Below are 23,707 nucleotides of genomic sequence, written 5' to 3'. Positions count from 1 at the left end.
CCAGCCGGACTTTCCCGGCAGCGTGTGCAAAAGAAAACCCCCGGAGCCAGGCTCCGGGGGTCTCTTTTTGGATGCAGCGCCGCCTAGAAGGTGGCGTTCACGCCAGCGTAGAAGAAGCGGCCACGCGGCCCGGCGGGACGCGAGTACTGACCCAGATAGGGTTCTTCATCAAAGGCGTTGTTGATGCCGCCATAGATCTCCAGCTCGTCCTTGAGGAAGTAGGAGATCGAGAAATCATGCACCCAGGCGCCGTCGGCATGGGTGATGTTGGCGAAGTTCGGATCGCTCTCGAGGTCATCGAGCTCGATGCCGCCCAGCAGCTGTTCGGATTCGTAACGACCCTTCCAGCCCAGCGACAGATCGCCGATCGCCCAGGTGGCGTTGAGATTGAAGATCCATTCCGGACGGCTCATCGTCGTCAGCACGTCGGTGATTTCATCCGGCGCGGACACATCGCGGGTTTCCTCATTGGAGAGGAAGTTGGTGCCCAGCGAGGACAGGCGCAGTTCGCCGGCGTCCTCAAGGCCGAGGATCGAGGGCATGTCGAACGCATACTCGATGCGCCAGTCAATGCCGCTGGTCTCAACCGCCGCAAGGTTCACGAAGCCCGAACGGAAGCCGGTGATGAAGCCGATGGTCGGATCACGGTCGATCGCGGCGCAGAACTGGTTGTTGATCGTGGGAGCGTCCACGCAGTTCTGGGCGATGTCGAACGCGCCGAGCTGGTCGATCAGCCCGTCGATCTCGATCTTGTAGTAGTCGACCGTGACCGTCAGACCGTCAAACAGGCCGCCGAAATCCTCCACCGGACGCCAGATCGCGCCCAGGGTGAAGCTGTCGGCTTCTTCCGGCTCGAGGTCCGGGTTGCCGCCGCTCTGGCCCGGAATACGCGCGGAGACGTAATCGGTGGAATTGTAGGTGTCGATCGGAATGCCGATCAGCGCCTCACAGTTTGCCCGGCGGAACTGGCTGCCTGCATCGATGAACTGCGGGTTGCAGGGGTCGTTGCTGGCGCCCAGCGACACCGTGAAGTTCGGCGAGAAGGCCTCGGTGATGTTCGGAATCCGGACGGCGCGGGACAGGGTCGACCGGACAGTCAGTGAGTCGATGATCGTCCAGCGTGCGCCGACCGACCAGGTGTCGGTCTCGCCAAAGGTGTCATAGTCGGAATAGCGATAGGCGCCGTTCAGCTCGAAGTCCTGGATGAACGGGACATCGGAGATGATCGGAACCTGAAGCTCGCCGAAGAATTCGGACACTTCGATGAGGCCCGAAGACGCATTGGTCGGACCGCCATTGGAGTTGATGGTGCCGAACGTCAGGCCTGCCGCGCTGTAGGCGTCCGGCGTGAAGGCGCTTTCTTCCTTGCGGTACTCATAGCCCATTGCGAAGCCGATCGGGCCGGCGGGCAGGGAGAAGAACTGCTCGGACGTGCCCGACAGGGTGGCCAGGAAGTCACGTTGTTCGATCTCGTTCTGCGCGGTTGCGGGCTGGAAGATGAAGTCCGCCGCTTCCTGGCTGATCGAGTTCGCGCCCATGATGTTGATCGGCACGCACTGGCCGTCGCCCGGCGTGAAGGTCGTGATCTGGAAGCCGGCGTTCTGCGCAGGATAGGGCGAGGACGGCGGCACGTTCGCCGTGGGATCGATGTCGGAACGACAGACGATGTCGCCGGTCGACGGATCGATCACTGCGTCAATGGCGGCGAAGTAACGGTCTTCAAGACGCAGACGCGAGGTGATGTCCGCATCGGTCCGACCGTAGGTGTAGGACATTTCCCAATCAAACCCGAGCTGCGGGATGAAGCCGCGGAACCCGGCCACGCCGCGCATGGTCTTGCGCTCCGCCACAGGGTTGGAGCGGGTGGTGGTGTCCAGAACATCGCGGGAAATCGCGATCACCGGGTCAATGCCTTCCGCCCGCAGGGTGGCGAGCTGGGCGCGCAGGGCGGCCGGAATGAAGGGGTTGTCCTCGGAGATCGGAATATCGTCGTTGAAGCCGTTGACCTGATTGCTCTCGATCGTTTCCGTGAACACGTATTTGGCGTCCGCGAAGAACTCGACATTCTCGGTCAGCTCATAGCTGAATGCGGTCTGGAACAGGAAGCGGTCGGTCTGGGGCAGCAGAAGCTCGTCATCGGGCTCGGCGAAGACGCCGTCGCCGCCGCTTGCGTTGAAGCCGTCGATGAAGATATCGCCCGGATTGTACGGACGCAGCGTGCCGGTCTCGTCAACGATCTGGCAGGTCGGGATGCCGGCGAGGCCGAGGGTGTCACAGCCGGGCACGCCGCCGCTGGAGACCGCTTCGACAAAGGCGCTGGCGCCGCCATCGCCCAGGGCGATGATGCCGTAATGGCTCGAGATCGGCAGGCGGTAATTGGGCAGCCAGACATTGGAGAAGCGCGGATCAATGCCGGTCGCAGGGCCGTTGGGCACCAGCGAGAAGAGGCCGGTGCCGCCAAAGTCGCGATCCCCCGCCTCGATGGATTCGGTGGATTGATATTCCGCCGCAAACACGATGTCGGCGCGGCCGTCCGCGCTTTCGAAACCGTTGGCCAGCGAGATGAAGTACTCTTCCGCGTCGCTTTCGCTCGAAATGCCGGCCTGGGTGCGGACTTCCATGCCGTCAAACGAGGCGCCGTCACGCATGATGAAGTTCACGACCCCGGTCACGGCGTCGGCGCCATAGACGGCCGAAGCGCCGCCCGTCAGCACCTCAACACGGCTCAGAAGCGCGGTGGAGATGGTGTTCACATCCACCGAGGACGTGCCTTCAATGCCGGCCACATGGCGGCGACCATTCTCGATGACCAGCGTCCGCGTGGTGCCCAGATTGCGCAGGTTGAGCAGCGAGGCGCCCAGCGGCGTGCCGTTGAAGGCGGAGAAGGTGCCCGGCAGCGAAGCCTGCAGCTGGGGTGATTCGCGCAGCAAGGCGGTAATGTCGATCTGGCCAGACGTCCGGATATCGTCGCCCCCGACAGCGACAACCGGGCTCGGCGCCTCCAGGGTGCCATCGCTCTGGATGCGCGAACCCGTAATCACAATGGTGTCACGGGATTGGGCCTCATCTGCAGTCTCGTCTTCCGCAGATTGCGCAAAGGCTGGCGCTGCGATGAGCGCACTCAAGGAAGCCCCGGCCAGGGCGAGGGCCCGAAGGCCTCGGCTCTTGGTAAATTCAGTCATAAGTCTTTCCCCATTTGGGCCCGGTTTCGTTAAACTTCAGGCCAAAGTGAAACTTTGGACAGGTTAGGGAAGGGTCGGCAAGGCCAAAATTGTCCGAACGTATGGGGGTATTCGGGGCGCCTCATGATGGGGCGCCATTGCGCGACAACCGGGCATGAAAAACCCCGCAAGGCTGCAGTCCTTGCGGGGCTTCTGTGCGAAAGCAGGCTGGTTTGAGGGGGCTAGCCCGCTTTCACCGTCGCGATCCAGGCGTTCACTCGCTCTTCCAGCATGGGAAGCGGGAGCGGCCCGGCGGTCAGAACCGCATCGTGGAAGCCGCCCCAGGTGAACTCATCGCCGAGTTCTTCCTGAGCGTGGAACAGGAGGTCCTGGATGAACATCATGCCGGTCTTGTACGATACCGCCTGGCCGGGCCAGACGATGTAACGCTCGACTTCCGGCGTGATGTCACCTTCCGTCATTGGGGTGCTTTCCAGCATGTAGTCAATGGCTTGCTCACGCGTCCACTGATAGTGGTGAATGCCGGTATCCACCACCAGGCGCGCCGCGCGGAACACCTCATACGACAGGCGACCGAAGTCCGAATACGGATCCTCGTAAAAGCCCATCTCCTTGCCCAGCCATTCGGTGTAGAGCGCCCAGCCCTCGCCATAGGCGGAGTTCCAGGCAAAGCGCTGGAACATCGGCACATCCTCGAGTTCCTGGGTCAGGGCGATCTGGAAATGGTGGCCCGGCGCGCCTTCATGCAGGGAGAGGCTTTCCAGCAGATAGGTCGGATTGTCCTGCATTTGCGACAGGTTGACATAGTAATAGCCGGGACGGGAACCATCGAGCGCCGGCTGGTTGTAGAAAGCGCCGGTTGCGGTCGCTTCACGCCAGGCTTCCACCGCACGCACTTCCAGCGGCGCTTCCGGCAGGGTGTCGAAATAGGCGGGGGCGACCTCCATCACATGGTCGATCACCGCCGTGGCGCGATCGAGATATTCCTGGCGGCCTTCCGGCGTGTTGGGCAGCTGGAACTGCTCTGCGGTGCGCATATAGGCGAAGAAGTCCTGCACCGAGCCTTCAAAGCCCACTTCGGCCATGATCTCGCGCATCTCGCCATGGATGCGCTCCACTTCGGCGAGGCCGCGTTCGTGGATCTGCTCCGCGGTCATGTCCGGAATGGTGGTGAACTGCGCCAGGGAGGCGGCGTAGGCGGCTTCGCCGTTGGGCAGCTTCCAGACCCCGGCGCGATCATCCGAGATCGCTTCCATGCGATCCAGCGCGGCCAGATACCGTTCCATGGCGGGAACATAGACGTTCAGAAGAGCGTCCTCGGCGCGCATGATCAAATCCGCCTTGGCGGCGTCATCGATCTCCAGCGCGTCGACCTTGCTCTTGAAGTCGGCGAACAGCGCGCTGTCCTCGGCGCCTTCCTCGAACGGCGCGCCGGTGAGCTGGGACCGGGCGGACGCCGTCAGACGCGGATAGGCGAAGAGCGGCAGGGTGACGCCGTTGGCGGCGCGCGCCTCGGCCTGAGAGGTGAGCGTGTCTATGACTTCGCCAATGCCTTCCAGGCGAGACACATAGGCTTCGGCATGGGCTTGGGAGCCGACCCGGTGATTGTTGATCAGGAAGGTCGTCAGTTCCGAGACCGAATCCCCCATCGGGGAGAAGACATAGCGGCTGTCGCGGACAGCGAACTGGCGCGCATCGTTTTCCGACAGCTGGATGGCGAAATCATAGGACACCTTGCCGGCGTCGGTGAGCGCCTCGCGGTCAAAGCGGGCCTGCATCTCCTCGGTCTGGCGCTGGCCGCGTTCGTAATTCTCGATCTGGGCGGAGTCCGAGCGATCGTCCCAGCGGCCGTATGCTTCGGTGTCCTCAATCATGCCCAGATAGGTCTGGGTTTCGGGCGAGCGGGCCACCTCGTCCATGAAGACTTGCTGGAAGTAGGCGTAGAGACGCTCGGTTTCGGTCTGTTCGGCCTGCGCGGCGGCGCTGCTGACGCTGGCGGCGTTCGCGGCCATGTGCGCGCCGTCATGTGCGTGGCCTGCGGCGGTCATGAGCGCGGCTGAGGCCGCACTGCAAAGAAGAAGCTTGATCATCATGGTCTCCCCTTGGGCGGCCCCCGGACCGCGTGGTTGGCGTCATGCTGCACCTTTGCGGTGCGCGCGCCAATGAGAGCGAACATGACAAATACTTTAACCGGCAAGCGCCAACGCGGCGCGGCGCGTTCCGCCTTTGCGCTTTTTCATAGAATCCGTGCATGAAGGTCCCACAAGTGGGCGCGCATCAGAAGGAATCGCAGGATGACCGCGGGCGAAGTCCTTGATATCGGCGCAGAAGCCATCTGGGTCATGCTGGGCATGGCGGCCCCCGTCATGCTGATCGGGCTGGCGGTGGGCGTTCTGATCGCCCTGTTCCAGGCGCTGACGCAAGTGCAGGAAATGACGCTGGTCTTCGTGCCGAAGATCATCGTCATCTTTCTGGCGCTGCTGATCTTCCTGCCCATGATGGGCGCGCTCCTGAACGGCTTCATGCAAACCATCGCCGACCGAATCGTCGCAGGCTGACGGCCATGCTGGCCGGTTTTGACCTCTCCCTGACCATCTTCGCCGCCGCCATGGTGTTCGCCCGCATGGGCGGCATCCTGATGCTGATGCCGGGCATTGGCGAAACCTCGATTCCCGTGCGCCTGCGTCTGGCCTTCGCCCTGGCCTTTTCCTTCGTCATCGGTCCGATCGTCGCGCCGTCGCTTCCCGCGCCGCCGGATACGCTCGCCGGGGTCGCCATCACGGTCGGCCTGGAAACCCTGATCGGCGTGATGATCGGCGCGGCCTCGCGCATCCTTCTGACGGCGGGCGCGATTGCCGGTCAGATCATCGGCTATCAGACCGGCCTCGCCATGGCGCAATCGTTTGACCCCGCACAGGGGCAGGCCGGCGTGCTGCCCGCCCAGTTCCTGAACCTCATCTTCATCGTCATCGTTCTGGTGACGCCGCTGCACCAGGAGATGCTGCTGGCGGCGGCGGGCTCCTATGAGCTGATGCCGGCGGGGCAGCCGCCCATGTGGGGCGACGCCGCCTACTGGGCGCTGGAGCTTTTCATCGACGCCTTCGTCATCGGGGTCCAGATCGCCAGCCCGCTGATCGTCTTTGGTCTGGTCTTCTATCTGGGGCTGGGCGTGCTCTCGCGTCTGATGCCGCAGGCGCAGATCTTCTTCATCGCCATGCCGCTCAACATCCTGATCGGCTTTTCCATCATGGCCATGTCGCTGGGCGCCATGGTGATGCTGTGGACGGATCGCTACGAGCGGTTCGCCTCGACGCTGAACTGAGGCGGGCGCGATGGCCGAAGGCGAGGACAAGTCAGAAAAGACCGAAGAACCGACAGACCGCAAGCTGCGACAGGCGCGGGAAGAAGGCGATGTTCCCAAATCCCAGGAAGTATCGGGCTGGTTCACCCTGACCGCGGGCCTGGCCATGCTGGCCTTCCTGGCGCCCGGGATGGTGACCAATCTGGCCGAAATGCTTCTGGTGTTTCTGGCCCAGCCCCACGAGCTGGCGGTGGACCCGACCGGGGCGGTGACGCTGGCGGCGGCGACCGCCATGCGTCTGGTGCTGGTGGTGGGACTGGCCTTCGCCACCCTTCTGGTCGCGGCGATCTTCGGAAATCTGGTGCAGACCGGCGTGATGTTCACCCCCAAGAAGATCGCGCCCAAGCTCGACAAGCTCGATCCGATCAAGGGGCTGACCCGCATGTTCGGGCCCGAGGGCTGGATGAATTTCTTCAAGGGCGTCGGCAAGATGACCATTGTCGGTCTCGCCATCGCCGCCGTGCTCTGGCCCCGGCGCAACGAGCTCGCGGTGCTGCCGGGCGTGGCGCCGATCGGCATTCTGCAAGAGGTCTATTCCGCCGCCATCCAGCTGATGATCGCGGCCCTGATCGCCTACACCGCCATCGCCGTCCTCGATTTCCTGTTCCAGCGCAAGCAGTACATCGACCGGCACAAGATGAGCCGGAAGGAAATCCGCGACGAGATGAAGGACACCGAGGGTGATCCGATGATCCGCGCCAAGCTGCGCCAGATCCGGCAGGAGCGGGCGCAGCGCCGGATGATGGCGCGGGTGCCGGACGCGGCCGTGGTGATCACGAACCCGACCCACTACGCCGTGGCGCTTGAATATGAGCAGGGCCGGACGCCCGCCCCGATCTGCGTCGCGAAGGGGACGGACGAGGTGGCGCTGCGCATCCGGGCGCTGGCGGAAGAGCACGACATACCCATTGTCGAGGATCCGCCTCTGGCGCGCGGCCTGTTCGCCAGCGTCGAGCTGGAGGAAGTCATCCCGCCCGAACACTTCACTGCGGTGGCGAAGATTATCGGGTATGTTCTGATGCTGGCGGGCAAGGGACCCAAATCCTGACCGCAGCGCTCGAATGCGCGCGACGGGCGTTTGCGGACCCTGACGCTGAAGTATGGTTAACTTTAACCTGTGATGATGCGCGTTCGAATCGTGGACTCGCCACCGCGCCAACCCCGGCCTGAACCCTTCGGAGCCTGTCATGTCAGACCTCCCGCTTTCCGCTCAACGCGCCCCGTCCGCTTCGGAGGCCTCGCCCTCCGCCGAGATCGGGCGGGAGACCGAGTCCGCCCCCGCCGAGAGCCCTCTGACCCGACCGCTGACCCGGCTGATCTTCTGGACCGCGAGCCTGGGCGCGCTGATTGCGGCGGCGGTCGCGATCTTTGCAGGCGCCGGAGCGGGATGGAATGGCGTGATCCTGCTGTCCGGCATCGCATCGGTGGCGCTCTTGCTGATGTATGCGCTGGCGGCGGGCGAGACGGCGGGCCGGTCCCTGATCGAACCGACGGAACGCAAACGCGCTGCGGGCGGCCAGGCGGCGCACGCCATGGCGGTCTGGCCGGACCCCGTGCTGATTACCGACCCCCAGGGGCGGGTCGCCTGGGCGAACGCCGCCTATGTGAAGCTGGCCGAGGCGCTGGCGGGAGTCGGCGCCGACAAGACGCCGGCCGCGCCCGAACGCCTGTTCAGCGGCGCCGGGGCGGGGGCCGTCTATCGTCTCAATCGGGCTGCGAGTGCAGGCGAACGGGCGCGTGAAGTGGTTGGACGCATTCCGCTGGGGGGCGGAGAGAGCGTGGTCTATGCCGCCGATGTCTCCGTGCTGGAGGATGGCGGCGTGCTCTGGCGCTTTTCCGAGCTGCGCGACGAGGGGCCGCTTGAGGCCGAGGATACCCCCGACTGGGCCGATCATGCGCCGGCCGGTCTGTTCAGCGCGGACGCTGAAGGCCGGATCCTCGCGGCGAACGCCACCTTGCGTCGCTGGCTCGGCGTCAGCGAGGAAGCCGTGCTGAAGCTGCAGGACATCACGTCGGGCGACACCGCCTCCGCCTTTGCCCAATCGCGCGGCGCCGACGGGGTGACGCGCCTGGATGCGCGGCTCAGGCATTTCGATGGCGAGGAAAGCCCTGTGGTCATCTGCGTCAGTTGGAATGACGACCGCCCCGCCAAGGCGCGCGCGGTGGTTTATGAGCTTTCCGCCACAGGTGCGCCTCCGGGCGTGGCGGTTCCCCACGCCGTGCAGGAAGCCTCTCCGGTCGGAACCTCGCTTGCGGGCGGGTCCTTTGATGAAATGTTCGCCACTGCGCCGTTCGGCGTGGCGCGACTGGATGACGCCGATCCCGCCGTGGCGGTGATCGAGGACGCCAATCCGGCGCTTCTCAAGCTCTCGGGCGGCGCGGCGGTGCCCGGCGCGACCTTTGAATCCCTGTTCGAAATCGGCGGGGATGGCCGGATCGACAATGTGCTCGCCTCCGCGCTCGCGGGCCGCGGCGAGCCCAGCGAAGTGCGCCTGAAGGCGGGCGAGGATGGCGAGCGCGCGGTGCAGGTCTTCCTGTCGCCGTCGCGTGAAGGCAAGCGGGTCGCCTATGTCGTCGATATCTCGTCCTGGAAGGCGCTCGAGCAACAGGTCGCCCAGGCCGGCAAGATGCAGGCGGTGGGCCAGCTCGCCAGCGGCGTGGCGCATGATTTCAACAACATGCTCACCGCGATCCGCCTGAATGTCGGCGAGCTCCTGAACCGGCACCCGGTGGGCGATCCGTCCTATCAGGACTTGCAGCAGATCAACTCCACCGTCACCCGTCAGGCAGGGCTGGTGCGCAAGCTTCTGGCGTTCTCGCGCAAGCAGACCTTCCGCAACACCGTGTTCGATATTTCAGATGTGTTGTCGGACTGCTCGATCATGCTGGGCCAGATCCTGGAAGAGACCGTGCGGCTCGATATCAAGCATGGTCGCGACCTGCCGCTGGTGCGCGCGGATCGCAACCAGATCGATAATGTGCTCGTCAATCTCGCCACCAATGCCCGCGACGCCATGAAGTCCCAGGGCGGCGGCGTGCTGACCATCACCACCGCAGCGGTCTCCGCCGAGGATGTGGCCCGCGCCGGGGCGCCGAACCCCAAGGATGGCGACTGGGCCGCGATCCATGTGTCCGATACCGGCGCCGGCATGGATGAGGCGACACTGAAGAAGATCTTCGAACCGTTCTTCACCACCAAGGAAGCCGGGCAGGGCACAGGGCTGGGGCTGGCGACCGTCTATGGGGTGGTCAAGCAATCAGGCGGCTTCCTGTTCGTGGACTCCGAGGTTGGCAAGGGGACGACCTTCCACATCTATCTGCCCGGCCATGTGCCGAGCGAGGAAGAGCAGACCGAGCTGGCGCGCGAGGAAGCGGCCAAGACCGCCGAACCCGTGCCGTCCGATCTCGCCGGCAAGGGGCGCATCCTGTTCGTGGAGGACGAGGACGCCGTGCGCGCCATCGCCGCCAAGACGCTGGTGCGGCGGGGCTATGAGGTCGTCGAGGCCTGTGATGGCGAGGAAGCGCTGGAAATCCTCAAGGAAGAGCCCGAGAGCTTTGATCTTCTGATTTCCGACGTGGTGATGCCGGGGCTGGATGGTCCGGGCCTTCTGAAGGAGGCGCGGCATCTCCTGGGCAATGCGCGAATCGTCTTCATTTCCGGCTACGCCAAGGAAGAGTTTTCCGACACGCTGTCGGACGATCTCGAGATTTCCTTCCTGCCCAAGCCGTTCGACATCCAGCAGCTCGCCGAGCGCGTGAAGGAAGAGCTCGCGGCGCGCCAGCGGGCCTAAGACGCTGATTGTGCTGGGCGGAAGCGGGTGTTCCACCGCGGAATATGTTCCTGTTGCGTTCCCGGAACAAAATAAGTACGGTTGGCTTCATTGCCCGACTCGGTCGGGCGTGAAATAAGGAGGGCCGACCTGATGGCACAGTCAAATCTGCGCGTGGTGAAAGACGGCGACATGGATAAACAAAAAGCGCTTGAAGCGGCCCTGACTCAAATCGATCGCGCCTTCGGCAAGGGCTCGGTGATGAAGCTGGGCGCCAAGCCGGACCAGGATATTCAGGCGATTTCCACCGGCTCCCTGGGCCTGGATATCGCGCTGGGCGTGGGCGGTCTGCCCAAGGGCCGGATCGTGGAGATCTACGGCCCGGAAAGCTCGGGCAAGACCACGCTCGCTTTGCACACCGTGGCGGAATGCCAGAAAAGCGGCGGCACGGCGGCCTTCGTGGACGCCGAGCATGCGCTGGACCCGGTCTATGCCCGCAAGCTGGGCGTGGATGTGAGCGAGCTTCTGGTCTCCCAGCCGGACGCCGGCGAACAGGCGCTCGAGATCGCCGACACGCTGGTGCGCTCCGGCGCCATTGACGTGCTGGTGATCGACTCCGTGGCGGCGCTGACCCCGCGGGCGGAGCTGGAAGGCGATATGGGCGATTCTCTGCCCGGTCTTCAGGCCCGCCTGATGAGCCAGGCGCTGCGCAAGCTGACCGCTTCGATCTCCAAGTCCAAATGCCTGGTGATCTTCATCAACCAGATCCGCATGAAGATCGGCGTGATGTTCGGTTCGCCCGAAACCACGACCGGCGGTAATGCGCTGAAATTCTACTCCTCTGTTCGTCTCGACATTCGCCGTATCGGCGCGATCAAGAACCGCGACGAGGTGATCGGCAACCAGACCCGCGTCAAGGTCGTGAAGAACAAGGTCGCGCCGCCCTTCCGCGAGGTCGAGTTCGACATTCTCTATGGCGAAGGCATCTCCAAGACCGGCGAACTGCTCGATCTCGGGGTGAAGGGCAATATCATCGAGAAATCCGGCTCCTGGTATTCCCACGACTCCGAGCGCATCGGTCAGGGTCGGGAGAATGCGCGCCAGTTCCTGCTCGACAATCCCGAGATCGCCGACCGGATCGAGGCGCAAGTGCGCAAGAATGCCGGCCTGATCGCTGACGAATTGCTGGTCGGTCCGGGCGAGGATGATGATCTGGACGACGAAGCCACCGGCTAGGGCTGCGTTGAAACTGCCGCATCACCCCTGATTTCGGTGATGAATATACAACGGGCGCTTGGCTTGACCGGGCGCCCGTTCGTATATGGGGGAGAACCGACACCCAAAGGCCGCCGCACCAGCAGGCGGCCATCCTCTCAAACGCCGCGCGCCAGCGCCCGGAGTGCCCCATGACCGCCTTGCGCGATATCCGAAGCCAGTTTCTCGATTTCTTCGCCAAAGAAGGCCATGAGATCGTCCAGTCGGCGCCGCTGGTGCCCCAGGATGATCCCACCCTGTTGTTCGTGAACGCCGGCATGGTGCCGTTCAAGAACGTGTTCACAGGCGCCGAGCGTCGCGACTATGTGCGCGCCACGAGCTCGCAGAAATGCGTGCGCGCGGGCGGCAAGCACAACGATCTCGATAATGTGGGCTATACCGCCCGCCACCACACCTTCTTTGAAATGCTGGGGAATTTTTCCTTCGGCGACTATTTCAAGGACAACGCCATCGAGTTCGCCTGGAAGATGGTGACCCAGGAGTTCGGCCTGCCCAAGGACAAGCTGCTGGTCACGGTCTATTCCGAGGATGATGAGGCGGCGGCGCTGTGGCGCAAGATTGCGGGCCTGTCTGACGACAGGATCATCCGCATTTCCACCTCGGACAATTTTTGGTCCATGGGCGATACCGGCCCGTGCGGTCCGTGCTCGGAAATCTTCTTTGATCACGGCCCGGACATCTGGGGCGGCCCTCCCGGCACGCCGGAAGAGGATGGCGACCGGTTCATCGAGATCTGGAACCTCGTCTTCATGCAGTTCGAGCAGCAGGCGGGCGGCGAACGCATCAACCTGCCCAAGCCCTCCATCGATACGGGCATGGGGCTCGAGCGCATCGCGGCCGTACTGCAGGGCGTTCACAACAATTATGACGTCGATCTGTTCGAGACCCTGATCAACGCCTCTGAAGAGGCCCTGAAGGTGAAGGCCGAGGGGGATGCGCTGGCGAGCCACCGGGTCATTGCGGACCATCTGCGCTCAACCTCCTTCCTGATCGCCGACGGCGTCACGCCGTCCAATGAAGGCCGGGGCTATGTGCTGCGCCGGATCATGCGCCGCGCCATGCGCCATGCGCACCTTCTGGGCGCCAATGAGCCGGTGCTGTTCGGTCTGGCGAAGACCCTGTCTGACGAGATGGGCGAGGCTTTCCCCGAACTGCCCCGCGCCCTGCCGGTGATCGAGGAGACCCTGCGCGGCGAGGAGGAACGCTTCCAGCGCACGCTGGGTCGCGGTCTGACCCTGCTCGATGAAGCGACCGCCAATCTGAAGGAAGGCGATGCGCTGCCGGGCGAGACCGCGTTCAAGCTTTACGACACCTATGGCTTCCCGCTCGATCTGACCGAAGACGCGCTGCGCACGCGCGGACTGAGCGTTGATCATGCCGGGTTTGACGCCGCCATGGAGCGCCAGCGCGCCGACGCGCGCGCCAGCTGGACCGGGTCTGGCCAGGCGGCGCCCGAAGCGCTCTGGTTCTCGGTCCGTGATCGTCTCGGCGCGACCGACTTCGTCGGCTATCACACCCATGACGGTCAGTCTGAGCTCACCGCCATTGTCTCCGATGGCGCCGAGCAGTCTGAACTCTCTGCAGGCCAGGGCGCCGAGCTGATCTTCAAGTCCACGCCCTTTTATGCCGAAGGCGGCGGTCAGATCGGCGATGCGGGCGTCATCACCTTCGACAATGGCGCCAAGTTCATCGTCTCTGACGTGCAGAAACGCGCGGGCTCCATCTACGCCCATATCGGCGTGCTGGAAGAGGGCGGGATCAAGATCGGGGACGCCGCATCCCAGTCTGTGGACGCCGAGCGCCGCACCAAGGTGCGCGCCAATCACTCCGCCACCCACCTTTTGCACGCCGCCTTGCGCGATGTGCTCGGCCCGCACGTCACCCAGAAAGGCTCCTATGTGGGCCCGGACCGGTTGCGGTTTGACTTCTCCCACGCCAAGGCGCTGACCGAGGCCGAGACCGCCGCCATCGAGGCGCAGGTCAATGCGGTGATCCGGCAGAACGCCGAGGCGAAAACCGCCGAGATGACGCCCGAGAAGGCGATTGAGGCCGGCGCGCTGGCGCTGTTTGGCGAGAAGTATGGCGAGACGGTGCGCGTGCTGGCCATGGGCGACTCGCTCAAATCCGACGACAAGGCCTATTCGGTCGAGCTGTGCGGCGGCATCCACGTCAATCGCACGGGCGACATCGCTCTGTTCAAGATCGTGGGTGAAAGCTCCGCCGCGGCGGGCGTGCGCCGTCTTGAGGCCGTGACCGGCGAGGCCGCGCGTCAATGGCTGGAAGCCGAGGCGAACAAGGCGAAGGATGCGGCTGCGGCGCTGAAAGTGCCGACCGTGGAGCTGGTGGAGCGCATCGAGGCGCTGCAGGCCGAGCGCAAGACGCTGGAACGCCAACTCGCCGAAGCCAAGAAACAGCTCGCCATGGGCGGGGGCGGCGGCGCGGCGCCGGCCGGTCCTGAAGAGATCAACGGGATCAAGCTGATCGCCCGTGTGGTCGAAGGCGTTGGCGGCAAGGATCTGCGCGGTCTCGTGGACGAGGCGCGCAAGCAGATGGGCTCGGGTATCGCGGCCTTTGTGGGCGTCAATGACGGCAAGGCGGCGCTGGCCGTGGGCCTGACCGACGACCTCACAGGCTCGATGAGCGCGGTTGATTTCGTCCGCGCCGGCTCCGCCGCAGTGGGCGGCAAGGGCGGCGGCGGCCGTCCGGACTTCGCCCAGGCGGGCGGCCCGGATGGCGACAAGGCTGAAGATGCCTTGGCGGCCATTCGTCAGGTTCTGGCGGGCTGATGGTCAAGCGAGCCAAACCCGGCGCCGATATCCAGCTGACAGGCGACAAGGCGGCGGCGAAACAGATCGCCGCCGCCCGCGCCGCCTTCAATCAGGCGCTGTCCGAGCGGGATTTCAGCGCCATCGAGGCGGCCCTGTGCGAGGATTGCACGCTCGTGCCCGGCGATGACGCCGAGCTGATGGCCGGGCGCGACGTCCAGCTGGACGCCTGGCGCTCCATCATCAATCAGGCGCCCAATGTCAGCTATCTGCGCACGCCCATGCGCATCGATGTGGGCGAGGACGGTCTGTTGGCCGCCGAGACCGGCCGCTGGAAGGGCGATTGGTCCGCGCACGGCGTCCACGTGCGCTATTCGGGCCGCTACTTTGCCAAATGGCGTCTGGATGGCGATGGCTGGCGCATCGCGTCGGAAGTCTTCGTGACGCTCAAGCGCGGATAAATCACAGCCCGTCCGTCACATCAGGGAGCAGTCATCCGTCAAGTCTTCCAGCAAAGGGAGACTGACATGATTGCACGACTGATCGTTTACGCCTGCGCCCTGGTCCTGATCGCCACCGGGCTGACCATGCTGTTGTCCGGCCCGCTCTGGTATGCGCTGACGCCCGGCGTGCGGATGACCGGGCCCTACAATGCGCACTTTGTTCTTGATATCGGCTTCGCCTTTCTGGCGTCCGGCGCCGTTCTGGCCGTCGGCGCCTGGATGGGCGCGCGAGGCCTGATGATGGCCGGCTTGAGCTGGCCTGCGCTTCATGCGGGCTTGCATGCCGTCGGGCTGGTCGCCATGGGCCCTGCCAGCCTGGGGGCGCTTGGGACTGAACTCTTCGGTGTCATCGCCCCTGTGATCGCCGCCGGTTTCGCCCTTTTCAGAGTGCCTGCGCTCGCTCCCGGAATTGGGGGGCGAAACCTGCAGCACAAGCTGACAGAGCGCTTCGAGCGGCAATGGTCCTATGACGCCAGCTATCTGCACGAAATCATCGAAATGGCGCCGGACACGCTGGTGCGCTTCCAGCAGTTCCAGGCGCTCGCTTCCTTTCAGGGGGCGGCGCCGGACCTGCTGACCGCCGGGGCGACGCTGGGCGCCATGCTGGAAGAGGATTGCGGACCTTGCGCCCAGCTGACTGTGGACATGTTGCTGGCCCGCGGGGTCAGCCCTTCCGTGATCAACGCCCTGATCGACGGAGCGTTCGATCGCACGGAAGACAGCGCAGCCCTGGGCTTTCGCTTTGCCCAGGCCCTGATGCGCCGCGATGACGCCGTTCAGGGCTTGCGTCACGCCATCATCCGCCAGTATGGCCAGAGCGCCGCGCTCGCCGTGGCCTATGCGGTTCTGGTGGCTCGCAGCTATCCTCTGCTCAAGCGCGCTCTGGGACACGGGCAGGCCTGCCTGAGGCTCAGGGTGGATGGCGAAACGCGAACGGTGCAGTCCTGATGACACAGACAGCCGTCTTTGAAGCCGAACGGCCTTCGCTCATGGCGCTCTCCTATCGGATGCTGGGCGAGCGGGCGATCGCCGAGGATGTCGTTCAGGAGGCCTGGCTGCGCTGGCGCAAGGTCGAGCCCGAGACGCTCGACCAACCCGCCGCCTGGCTGCGCACGATCACGACCCGTCTCGCCATTGACGCTTTGAGACGGGCGCGATCGCGCAGGGAGTCCTATATCGGACCCTGGCTGCCCGAACCCGTTCTGGAAGACCCGGCCAGTGACTTCACGGCGCGGCTGGAGACGGTTCAGCAGGCCGAGCTGGCGCTGGTCTGGGTGATGGAATTCCTGACGCCCGACGAACGCGCCGCCTTTGTCCTGCATGACACGTTCGAGGAGCCCTATGCGGTGATTGCGTCAGTCTTGGAGAAGAGCGAGACGGCCTGCCGCAAGCTGGTCAGCCGGGCGCGGGCCAAGACCGGCGCCGCCCCCATGCAGCTTGGCGCCTCCCGGGATGCGGTGATGGGGTTGCTGGAGCGTCTGATGCAGGCGAGCGCCAGCGGCGACCTTCAGGCCATTCGCGATCTTCTGGCCCAGGATGTGGTGGCGATCTCTGATGGCGGGGGCAAGGCGCGCGCCGCGCTCAGGCCGCTGTATGGCGCCGATGAAACCGCCCAGGTCATGCATGCTCTGGCGACCCGCAAGCAGATCGGCGCCAGACCTGTGCTGGTGATGGTGAACGGCGCGCCGGGCATGGCGATTCTGGAGGGGGGCGCGCTGGACCATGTCACGACGCTGGCGCCGTCGCGTCAGGACCCGTCCCGCATTGGCTGGCTCTACACCATGCGCAATCCGGACAAGCTTCTGGTCAAGCGGCCCGGATAGATCAGAGCGCATTCGCCGCACCCCTTTTGTCCGCCTCATTCATAAAGCGTCGGCATTTTCCCGTTTAGGGTTAATCTCGACGTCAATTCGGGCGATGAGGGGCGCATCATGGAACACGGGCATGGCTATGAAATCTGGCTGAAGGATGCGGTGGTCTTTCTGATCGCCGCCGGCGTTGTGGTGCCGCTCTTTCGCCTCTTCAAGCTCAGCTCGGTTCTGGGATTCCTCATCGCGGGCCTGGCGCTTGGCCCGTTTGCGCTAGGCGGACTGGCCGAACGCTTCAGCGTGCTGGAATGGGTGACGATCTCCGAGCCTGAGGCCGCCAAGCCCTTCGCGGAATTGGGCGTCCTCTTCCTGCTCTTCCTTCTGGGGCTCGAGCTCTCCTTCAAGAGGCTCTGGCAATTGCGCCGCGCCGTCTTTGGCGCGGGCGGGCTGCAGGCTTTCGGCAGCGCCGCCATTCTGGGCGCCGCATGCTTCTTCATTGGTCAGACCGCGCCCGCAGCGCTTGTGATCGGTCTGGCGCTGGCGCTGTCCTCGACCGCCATCGTCATGCAGATCATGGCCGAGGAGCGCCGGACGGCGGCGCCGGTGGGCCGGGCGTCCTTGGCGGTTCTCCTGATGCAGGATATCCTGGTGGCGCCCATCCTGATCCTGGTGGGCTTTCTGACCCGAGATTCCGGCGCCGATCTGGGCGAGGCGCTGCTGAGCGCCCTGTTCCAGGGCTTGCTGGCGCTCGCCTGGATCCTGCTGCTGGGGCGTCTGGTGTTGCGACCGGTCTTCCGGCTGGTGGCCAAGGCGGGCGGCCGGGATCTCCTGATGGCCCTGACCCTGGCGGTCGTTGTGGGCGCTTCCATGCTGACCGCAGGCGCCGGCCTGTCCTTGGCGCTGGGCGCGTTCCTGGCCGGGCTCATGCTGGGCGAGACCGAGTTCAAGCACCAGGCTGAAATCGATCTGGAGCCGTTCAAGGGGCTGTTGCTGGGCGTCTTCTTCATGACGGTCGGTATGGGCCTCGATCTGGGCGCAGTCTGGCAGAATGCGGGTGTCGTCATCGCGGGCCTCGTGGTCATGCTGATCGTCAAGGCCCTGCTGGTCTATCTCGCCTGCCGCCTGTTCGCGGGCGATCATAGGCTTTCTCTGGAAGCCGCCTTCCTGCTGGCCCCGGCCGGCGAGTTCGCCTTTGTCGTTCTCGCCACCGCCAGCGCGGGCGACATTATCCCCGCTGACATTTCAACTCTGGTCGCGGCCATCGCGGGACTGTCCATGCTGATGACGCCGGCCCTGGCCGCCCTCGGCCGCAAGCTCGCCTCTGAACCCGAGGATGCGCAGGGGCAGGGCGAACTGCCCGCTGACCTTCTGGAGCTGGAGGGCCATGTGATCATTGCCGGGTTCGGCCGGGTCGGACGCACCATGGCGCGGGTGCTGGAAACCGAGAATGTCTCCCTGATCGGGCTCGACATGAACGCCCAGAAGGTCGCCGATGGCCGCAAGGAAGGCTGGCCCGTCTATTATGGTGATGCAGGCCGGGAAGAGTTTCTGGAGCGGGCCGGGGCTGCGCGGGCGGACATGTTCGTCGTGACCGTGGACAATCCCCAGAAAGCCTCCGACATGGTGCGCACGGCGCGTCGCTTGCGCCCTGACGCGCTGATCCTGGCCCGGGCGCGCGACCGCCGCCACGCGGCGGAGCTGGAAGCGGCGGGCGCCAGCCATGTGACCCTGGAAACCGCCGAAGCGGCGCTTCAGCTTGCCGGCCGGGCGCTGGAGGATATGGGGCTGAGCGCGGACACGGTGCGCGACCGCCTCGCTGCGGAACGCGAGGATGTCTACGCCTCGGAGGTCGTCTGATGAGCCAGAGTGTCAGCTTCCAGGCGGTCGCCAGCGATGCGCTCGTGTTCTGGGAACGCGGCCGGGTGATCTACAACGCCATCCTGCTGATGGCGGTGCTGACGGTTCAGGGTCTGGACGTGGTCAACTGGAATGCGTTCGGGCTCAGCCTGCCCGAGCTCATCGTCATGGCGATGGCCGCGAATGTGCTCTATTGCGCAGGCTATCCGGCAGACCTTCTGGTGCAGATGTCCCGCTTCCGCGCGCCCTGGCGGCACGGGCGCTGGTTGCTCTGGGCTCTGGGCACGGGCTTCGCCCTGATGCTGGCCCTGCTGTTCCTGCTGGGCCAGCAGCCAGAAACCGTCGGCTAGTTGGGGCGGTCGTCCAGAATGTCGCTCGGACGGCGACCCGCGAGATCTTCGGGCACGCCCATGGCGCGGTCGCGGGCATAGCGATCCTCGAACTCTTCCTGACGGCGCTGGAAGTCTTCCGCGTTCTCGTAGCGCTCGGTGCGAGCCGCTTCCATGCTCCGCTCGATGCAGATATCGCGCGCATCCCTGTCGCTGATTTCCCGGCACTGGGTAAAGGCGGCGCGCCGGTCATAGGTGTCGACGGACACGCACGCCGACAGGGCGAGAGGGGTGATCAGACTGAGGACCACAAGGCGGCGAGGTTTCATGACGGCCTCCGTGAATTAAAGTGAGACTTTAACACCAAAGGGCCTGGTGCGCGCGAGTGAATTTTTGGACAGCGGATGGAGAACGAAAAAAAGGCCGGGCGTTCGCCCGGCCTTTCCACAAGATCATATGTGAGGCGGAACGCCTTACACCTTGTCTTTCATGACTTCTGCGAAGCGCTCGGCCACGGTGTCGAGGAACCCCTCGGTGGACAGCCAGCCTTGCTGGTCGCCGACCAGCAGCGCCAGGTCCTTGGTCATGTAGCCCGCTTCCACCGTCTTGATGATGGTCTGCTCCAGGCTTTCCGCGAACGCTTCGACCTGCTCGTTGCCATCCATCTTGCCGCGGTATTTCAGGCCGCGGGTCCAGGCGAAGATCGAGGCGATGGAGTTGGTGGAGGTCTTCTCGCCGCGCTGGTGCTGGCGATAGTGACGGGTCACGGTGCCGTGCGCGGCTTCCGCTTCCACGGTTTTCCCATCCGGCGTCATCAGCACGGACGTCATCAGGCCCAGCGAGCCGAAGCCCTGCGCCACGGTGTCGGACTGCACGTCGCCGTCATAGTTCTTGCAGGCCCAGACAAAACCGCCGGACCATTTCATCGCGGCCGCCACCATGTCGTCGATCAGGCGGTGCTCGTAGATGATGCCCAGCTTGTCGAAATCGGCCTTGAACTCGTTCTCATAGACTTCCTGGAAGATGTCTTTGAAGCGGCCGTCATAGGCCTTCATGATGGTGTTCTTGGTGGACAGGTAGACCGGCCATTTACGGTCCAGACCATAGCGCAGCGAGGCGCGCGCGAAGTCGCGGATCGACTCGTCCAGGTTATACATGCCCATGGCCACGCCTGCGCTCGGGAAGTCGAACACTTCGTGGGTGATCGGCTCGCCGCCGTCAGACGGGGTGTAGGTCAGGGTCAGCTTGCCCGGACCCGGCACTTTCATGTCGGTGGCCTTGTACTGGTCGCCAAAGGCGTGACGGCCGATGACGATCGGCTTGGTCCAGCCCGGAACCAGCCGGGGCACGTTCTTGATCACGATCGGCTCGCGGAACACCACGCCGCCCAGAATGTTGCGGATGGTGCCGTTCGGCGACTTCCACATCTGCTTCAGGCCGAATTCCTCCACCCGCGCTTCGTCCGGGGTGATGGTGGCGCATTTCACGCCGACGCCGTAATGCTTGATGGCCTCAGCGGCCTCAACGGTGATCTGGTCGTTGGTCTCATCGCGCTTCTGGACCGACAGGTCGTAGTATTTCAGGTCGATGTCCAGATAGGGCAGGATCAGCTTTTCCTTGATCAGCGCCCAGATGATGCGGGTCATCTCGTCGCCGTCGAGTTCGACGACCGGATTGTCGACTTTGATCTTGGCCATGAAGCGTGTCTTCCATGTTCTATGGGCATGTGGTGACGCAGCTCGGGAGTGCGACATGCCGTGTCGAGGGGTGGACGAATGTGTGGCGGGTGTCTAGCACCGCCTCGCGTGAAGAGAAAGAGGGCGCCCGTGACTGAGTCAGACCCGACCATGGTCGAACCCCAGACCCCTGTATTCATCCTGGTCGAGCCCCAGATGGGCGAGAATATCGGCGCGGCGTGCCGGGTGATGGGCAATTTCGGGATCCCGGAGCTGCGGATCGTCAATCCCCGCGACGGCTGGCCGAACCCGAAGGCCGTCTCCATGGCGACCTCCTCACCGGTTCTTGATGACGCCCGTGTATTCGATACGCTCGAGGAGGCGGTCGCCGATTGCCAGCTGCTATTCGCGTCCACCGCCCAGCCGCGCAACATGGTCAAGCCGGTCTTCACCGCGCGTGAGGGCATGGCCGAGATCCGGGGGCATGTGGAGGCCGGGCAGCGGGTTGGCGTCTTGTTCGGGGCCGAGAAGTCCGGCCTGCCCAATGCGGCGATCACCTTGTCGAATGCGATCATCACCTTGCCGGTGGACCGCAGTTTCAGCTCGCTCAATCTCGCGATGGCGGTCGGAGTGTTCGCCCATGAATGGCGCGCGGGCGAGCCCACGCCCGAGGATTTCAAACCGCTTGATGACCGGGCGACAGAACAGGAGATGACGGCGTTCTACGCCCATCTCGAGCAGGAGCTTGATCGCGCAGGCTTCTTCTATCCGCCGGAAAAGACGCCTCTGATGATGCAGAATCTCATCAACGCATTTGCGCGGGGAGGGTTAACGCAGCAGGAGGTCCGGACCCTGCGCGGGGTCATCAAGGCGCTCGCCATCGGACGCGGCAAGGCGCGTATTGAACGCGAATAATCAATTAAATCCAGAAGTTGATTGGGATTTGCCAAACATCGCCTGGCGCGATCCCCTGTGGCGGGAACAAGCGCACGTGATTTACAATCCTGAGCCGAATTTGCGTCATCCTGCAAGCCTGTGAAGTGCTTACAGGGAGAGCACCGTGCTTAATTCATTGTCGTTGAGAACCCAGTTGTTTGGCGGGTTCGGAATGATGGCTGTCATTGTCATCGTTATGGTTGTGGCGGGGTTCTTGTTCGCCTCCGCCAGCGGCGCGAATTTCGCCCGCTTCCGCACGATTTCCCAGGTTTCAGTCGATATGGCCGAGATCCAGGAGACTGTCGCGAGCTTCCGGAACGACACCTATGTCTATCGGGTGACCGGGGATCCCGCCATCGCCGATCAGGCCTGGTCCAAGCGCGAACTTCTTGAGGCCGAGATCCTGGCCGCCCGCAACCGGCTGTCCAACGACACGGTGCGCGAGGACCTCTCCCGGGTGGATGAGTTCGGGGATGAATACGCCGAGGCGTTTGAGCAGTACATCACGCGTCGCCAGCTTCTGGATGAAGAGATCACGGCCCTGACCGAGTTCGAAGACCGACTTCTGGGACAGATGGGCGACACGCTCGCCGTGGCGGAAATGATGGGGGCGGACCAGTCCATGCTGCTGATGGCGGAAAGCATCCGGTCCCTGCTCCAGGCGCGCTATTATGGTCGCCGGGCGCTGACCGAGGGATATGGCGCCAGTTTCGACCGGGCCCAGTCCGAGCTCCAGACCATGCTGGGCATGCTCAATCGCATGCTGCAGTCGGATGGACAGATCATGGCGGGAGCGGCTCAGCCGATCCTGAACGACGTCACCACCTACGCCAGCCGGTTTGAAGCCGCTGTGGGTATAACCGAGCAACTGAACGCTCTGGCCCGCAACGAGCTGGACCAGCTTGGGCCTCAAATGGCGGGTGCGGTCAGCACTGTCGTTTCAGACGTGGTGCAATTGCAGGACAGGGCCGGCGATGAGATCGAGGCGGCGTTTACCCATCAGAAGCTGGTCAGCACGCTGCTGGGCGTGGTGGGTCTCGGTCTCGCCATTCTGGGCGCGTTCATGGTGGTGCGCCTGATCATGTCAAATGTGGGCGCCGTCGTCGCCGGCATAGCCCGGGTGCGTCGCGGCGAGCTGCAATTCGAGGTGAGCGGCGTCGAGCGCAAGGACGAGCTGGGTGACCTGTTCCGCGCCGTCGAGGATCTGCGCGCCGGCGAGATCAATCGAATCCGGATGGAGTCAGAGGCGCTGGCCGCCAGCAAGGAACGCGAGGCGCGCTCCCAGGCGACGCACGAGGCCATCGATGTTTTCCGTCACAAGGTCGAGACCATTCTCAAGGTTCTGGCCGAGCGCACCCATGAGATGCGTCACACGGCGGGCCGGCTGAACTCCCAGGCCACTTTCGCCAACGAGCAGGCCAAGACCGCCGACGGCGCTGCAGGCGAGACCGCGTCCAGCGTCGAGACCGTGGCTGCGGCGGCGGAAGAGTTGGCGAGCTCGATCCAGGAGATCGCCCGCCTGACCGAAAGCGCGTCTGAAAAGGTGTCGGACGCCGGCGAGCGCTCCCAGCAGTCCGTGGATCAGATCGAGGCCCTGGCGGACCGGGTGTCCAGCATCAATGACGTCATCGATCTCATCAACGACATCGCCGAACAGACCAATCTGCTGGCGCTGAACGCCACGATCGAGGCGGCGCGCGCGGGCGACGCCGGCAAGGGCTTTGCTGTTGTGGCCAGCGAGGTGAAGGATCTCGCCGAACAGACCAGCAAGGCGACCGAGAGCGTCGCCAGTCTGGTGCGCGACATCCAGACGTCCATGAGCGGATCGGTCGATTCCATACGCGGGATCGCCAAGATGAGCGAAGAGATCAACGAGGCCACCGCCTCCATCGCCAGCGCGATCGAGGAGCAGGGGGCCGCGACACGCGAAATCTCCCAGAGCACGTCACGCGCCGCCGAAAGCACCTCCACGCTGGCCAAGGGCGTGCGCGATGTGGGCGAGGCCGTCGCTGATACCGAAAGCGCGGCCGGCCTGCTTGAGCAGACGTCTGACGCCTTCACCAGCCAGTCCGACACGCTGCGCGAAGCGGTCGAGCAGTTCTTCGAGGCGATCAAGGAAGGCCCGCTGAACCGGCGTGAAGGCGATGACCCCGGCTATCGGGGCCCGGAGCGGCGCAAGAGCGGGCAGTCGCGCAGCGAGACAGTCCCTACAGCCGCCTGATCCCCCGCAGGCGAGGCTGAGTGC

At 64.4% G+C, this 23,707-nt stretch carries 17 protein-coding genes; 13 read left to right on the top strand and 4 right to left on the bottom strand.

The window, feature by feature from the left end:
• Positions 1-83 precede the first annotated feature (83 nt).
• Both B2Z70_RS12465 and B2Z70_RS12460 read right to left on the bottom strand, forming a co-directional pair.
• A complete protein-coding gene (locus B2Z70_RS12465; protein ID WP_292983645.1) occupies positions 84-3,182 on the bottom strand; it encodes a TonB-dependent receptor plug domain-containing protein in 3,099 nt (1,032 codons plus the stop codon).
• Between the two features lie 221 nt (positions 3,183-3,403).
• On the bottom strand, positions 3,404-5,272 hold the full coding sequence (locus tag B2Z70_RS12460) for a DUF885 domain-containing protein (protein WP_292983644.1): 1,869 nt from the start codon (positions 5,270-5,272) through the stop codon (positions 3,404-3,406).
• Positions 5,273-5,476: 204 nt separating this feature from the next.
• On the opposite strand from B2Z70_RS12460, the gene fliQ reads away from it, so the two are divergent.
• The 11 genes from fliQ to B2Z70_RS12405 all read left to right on the top strand — a co-directional run bounded on the left by fliQ (position 5,477) and on the right by B2Z70_RS12405 (position 18,871).
• A complete protein-coding gene (gene fliQ / locus B2Z70_RS12455; protein WP_009801362.1) occupies positions 5,477-5,740 on the top strand; it encodes a flagellar biosynthesis protein FliQ in 264 nt (87 codons plus the stop codon).
• Between the two features lie 5 nt (positions 5,741-5,745).
• Positions 5,746-6,504 carry a flagellar biosynthetic protein FliR gene (gene fliR, locus B2Z70_RS12450; RefSeq protein WP_009801361.1) on the top strand — a complete coding sequence of 253 codons (759 nt, stop codon included), beginning with the start codon at positions 5,746-5,748 and terminating at the stop codon, positions 6,502-6,504.
• 10 nt (positions 6,505-6,514) lie between these two features.
• Positions 6,515-7,591: a flagellar biosynthesis protein FlhB gene (gene flhB, locus B2Z70_RS12445; protein ID WP_009801360.1), complete on the top strand. Its 1,077-nt coding sequence runs from the start codon at positions 6,515-6,517 to the stop codon at positions 7,589-7,591.
• A 139-nt stretch (positions 7,592-7,730) separates the two neighbouring features.
• Positions 7,731-10,334, top strand: coding sequence for an ATP-binding protein (locus tag B2Z70_RS12440; RefSeq protein WP_292983643.1), 2,604 nt, complete (start codon positions 7,731-7,733; stop codon positions 10,332-10,334).
• 132 nt (positions 10,335-10,466) lie between these two features.
• Positions 10,467-11,549 carry a recombinase RecA gene (gene recA / locus B2Z70_RS12435; RefSeq protein WP_009801358.1) on the top strand — a complete coding sequence of 361 codons (1,083 nt, stop codon included), beginning with the start codon at positions 10,467-10,469 and terminating at the stop codon, positions 11,547-11,549.
• A gap of 170 nt (positions 11,550-11,719) precedes the next feature.
• Positions 11,720-14,374 carry an alanine--tRNA ligase gene (alaS, locus tag B2Z70_RS12430; RefSeq protein WP_292983642.1) on the top strand — a complete coding sequence of 885 codons (2,655 nt, stop codon included), beginning with the start codon at positions 11,720-11,722 and terminating at the stop codon, positions 14,372-14,374.
• Entirely contained in the window at positions 14,374-14,814 is a 441-nt protein-coding gene (locus B2Z70_RS12425) for a nuclear transport factor 2 family protein (protein ID WP_009801356.1), read from the top strand. The genes alaS and B2Z70_RS12425 overlap by 1 nt, the downstream gene beginning before the upstream one ends.
• Positions 14,815-14,880: 66 nt before the next feature.
• Positions 14,881-15,804, top strand: a complete 924-nt coding sequence (locus tag B2Z70_RS12420; protein ID WP_292983639.1) for a hypothetical protein — start codon at positions 14,881-14,883, stop codon at positions 15,802-15,804.
• Positions 15,804-16,679: an RNA polymerase sigma factor SigJ gene (gene sigJ, locus B2Z70_RS12415; RefSeq protein ID WP_292983637.1), complete on the top strand. Its 876-nt coding sequence runs from the start codon at positions 15,804-15,806 to the stop codon at positions 16,677-16,679. Before B2Z70_RS12420 ends, sigJ begins: the two co-directional genes overlap by 1 nt.
• A gap of 108 nt (positions 16,680-16,787) precedes the next feature.
• Positions 16,788-18,521, top strand: a complete 1,734-nt coding sequence (locus B2Z70_RS12410) for a cation:proton antiporter domain-containing protein (protein WP_009801353.1) — start codon at positions 16,788-16,790, stop codon at positions 18,519-18,521.
• On the top strand, positions 18,521-18,871 hold the full coding sequence (locus tag B2Z70_RS12405) for a hypothetical protein (protein ID WP_009801352.1): 351 nt from the start codon (positions 18,521-18,523) through the stop codon (positions 18,869-18,871). Before B2Z70_RS12410 ends, B2Z70_RS12405 begins: the two co-directional genes overlap by 1 nt.
• Here B2Z70_RS12405 and B2Z70_RS12400 read toward each other — a convergent pair.
• Both B2Z70_RS12400 and B2Z70_RS12395 read right to left on the bottom strand, forming a co-directional pair.
• Complete coding sequence (locus tag B2Z70_RS12400) at positions 18,868-19,179, bottom strand: hypothetical protein (RefSeq protein WP_292983634.1); 312 nt, start codon at positions 19,177-19,179, stop codon at positions 18,868-18,870. The genes B2Z70_RS12405 and B2Z70_RS12400 overlap by 4 nt on opposite strands.
• A gap of 144 nt (positions 19,180-19,323) precedes the next feature.
• Entirely contained in the window at positions 19,324-20,547 is a 1,224-nt protein-coding gene (locus tag B2Z70_RS12395) for an NADP-dependent isocitrate dehydrogenase (RefSeq protein ID WP_009801350.1), read from the bottom strand.
• A gap of 129 nt (positions 20,548-20,676) precedes the next feature.
• On the opposite strand from B2Z70_RS12395, the gene B2Z70_RS12390 reads away from it, so the two are divergent.
• Positions 20,677-21,441: an RNA methyltransferase gene (locus B2Z70_RS12390; protein ID WP_241760692.1), complete on the top strand. Its 765-nt coding sequence runs from the start codon at positions 20,677-20,679 to the stop codon at positions 21,439-21,441.
• A gap of 193 nt (positions 21,442-21,634) precedes the next feature.
• Positions 21,635-23,683 carry a methyl-accepting chemotaxis protein gene (locus B2Z70_RS12385; RefSeq protein WP_292983632.1) on the top strand — a complete coding sequence of 683 codons (2,049 nt, stop codon included), beginning with the start codon at positions 21,635-21,637 and terminating at the stop codon, positions 23,681-23,683.
• The last annotated feature ends 24 nt before the right edge of the window (positions 23,684-23,707 follow it).

The sequence above is a fragment of the Oceanicaulis sp. UBA6590 genome, assembly GCF_002433705.1.
In the GTDB taxonomy this organism is placed as follows: domain Bacteria; phylum Pseudomonadota; class Alphaproteobacteria; order Caulobacterales; family Maricaulaceae; genus Oceanicaulis.
Note: the sequence above shows the minus strand (reverse complement) of the source record. Positions and strands in the feature narration are given on the sequence as shown.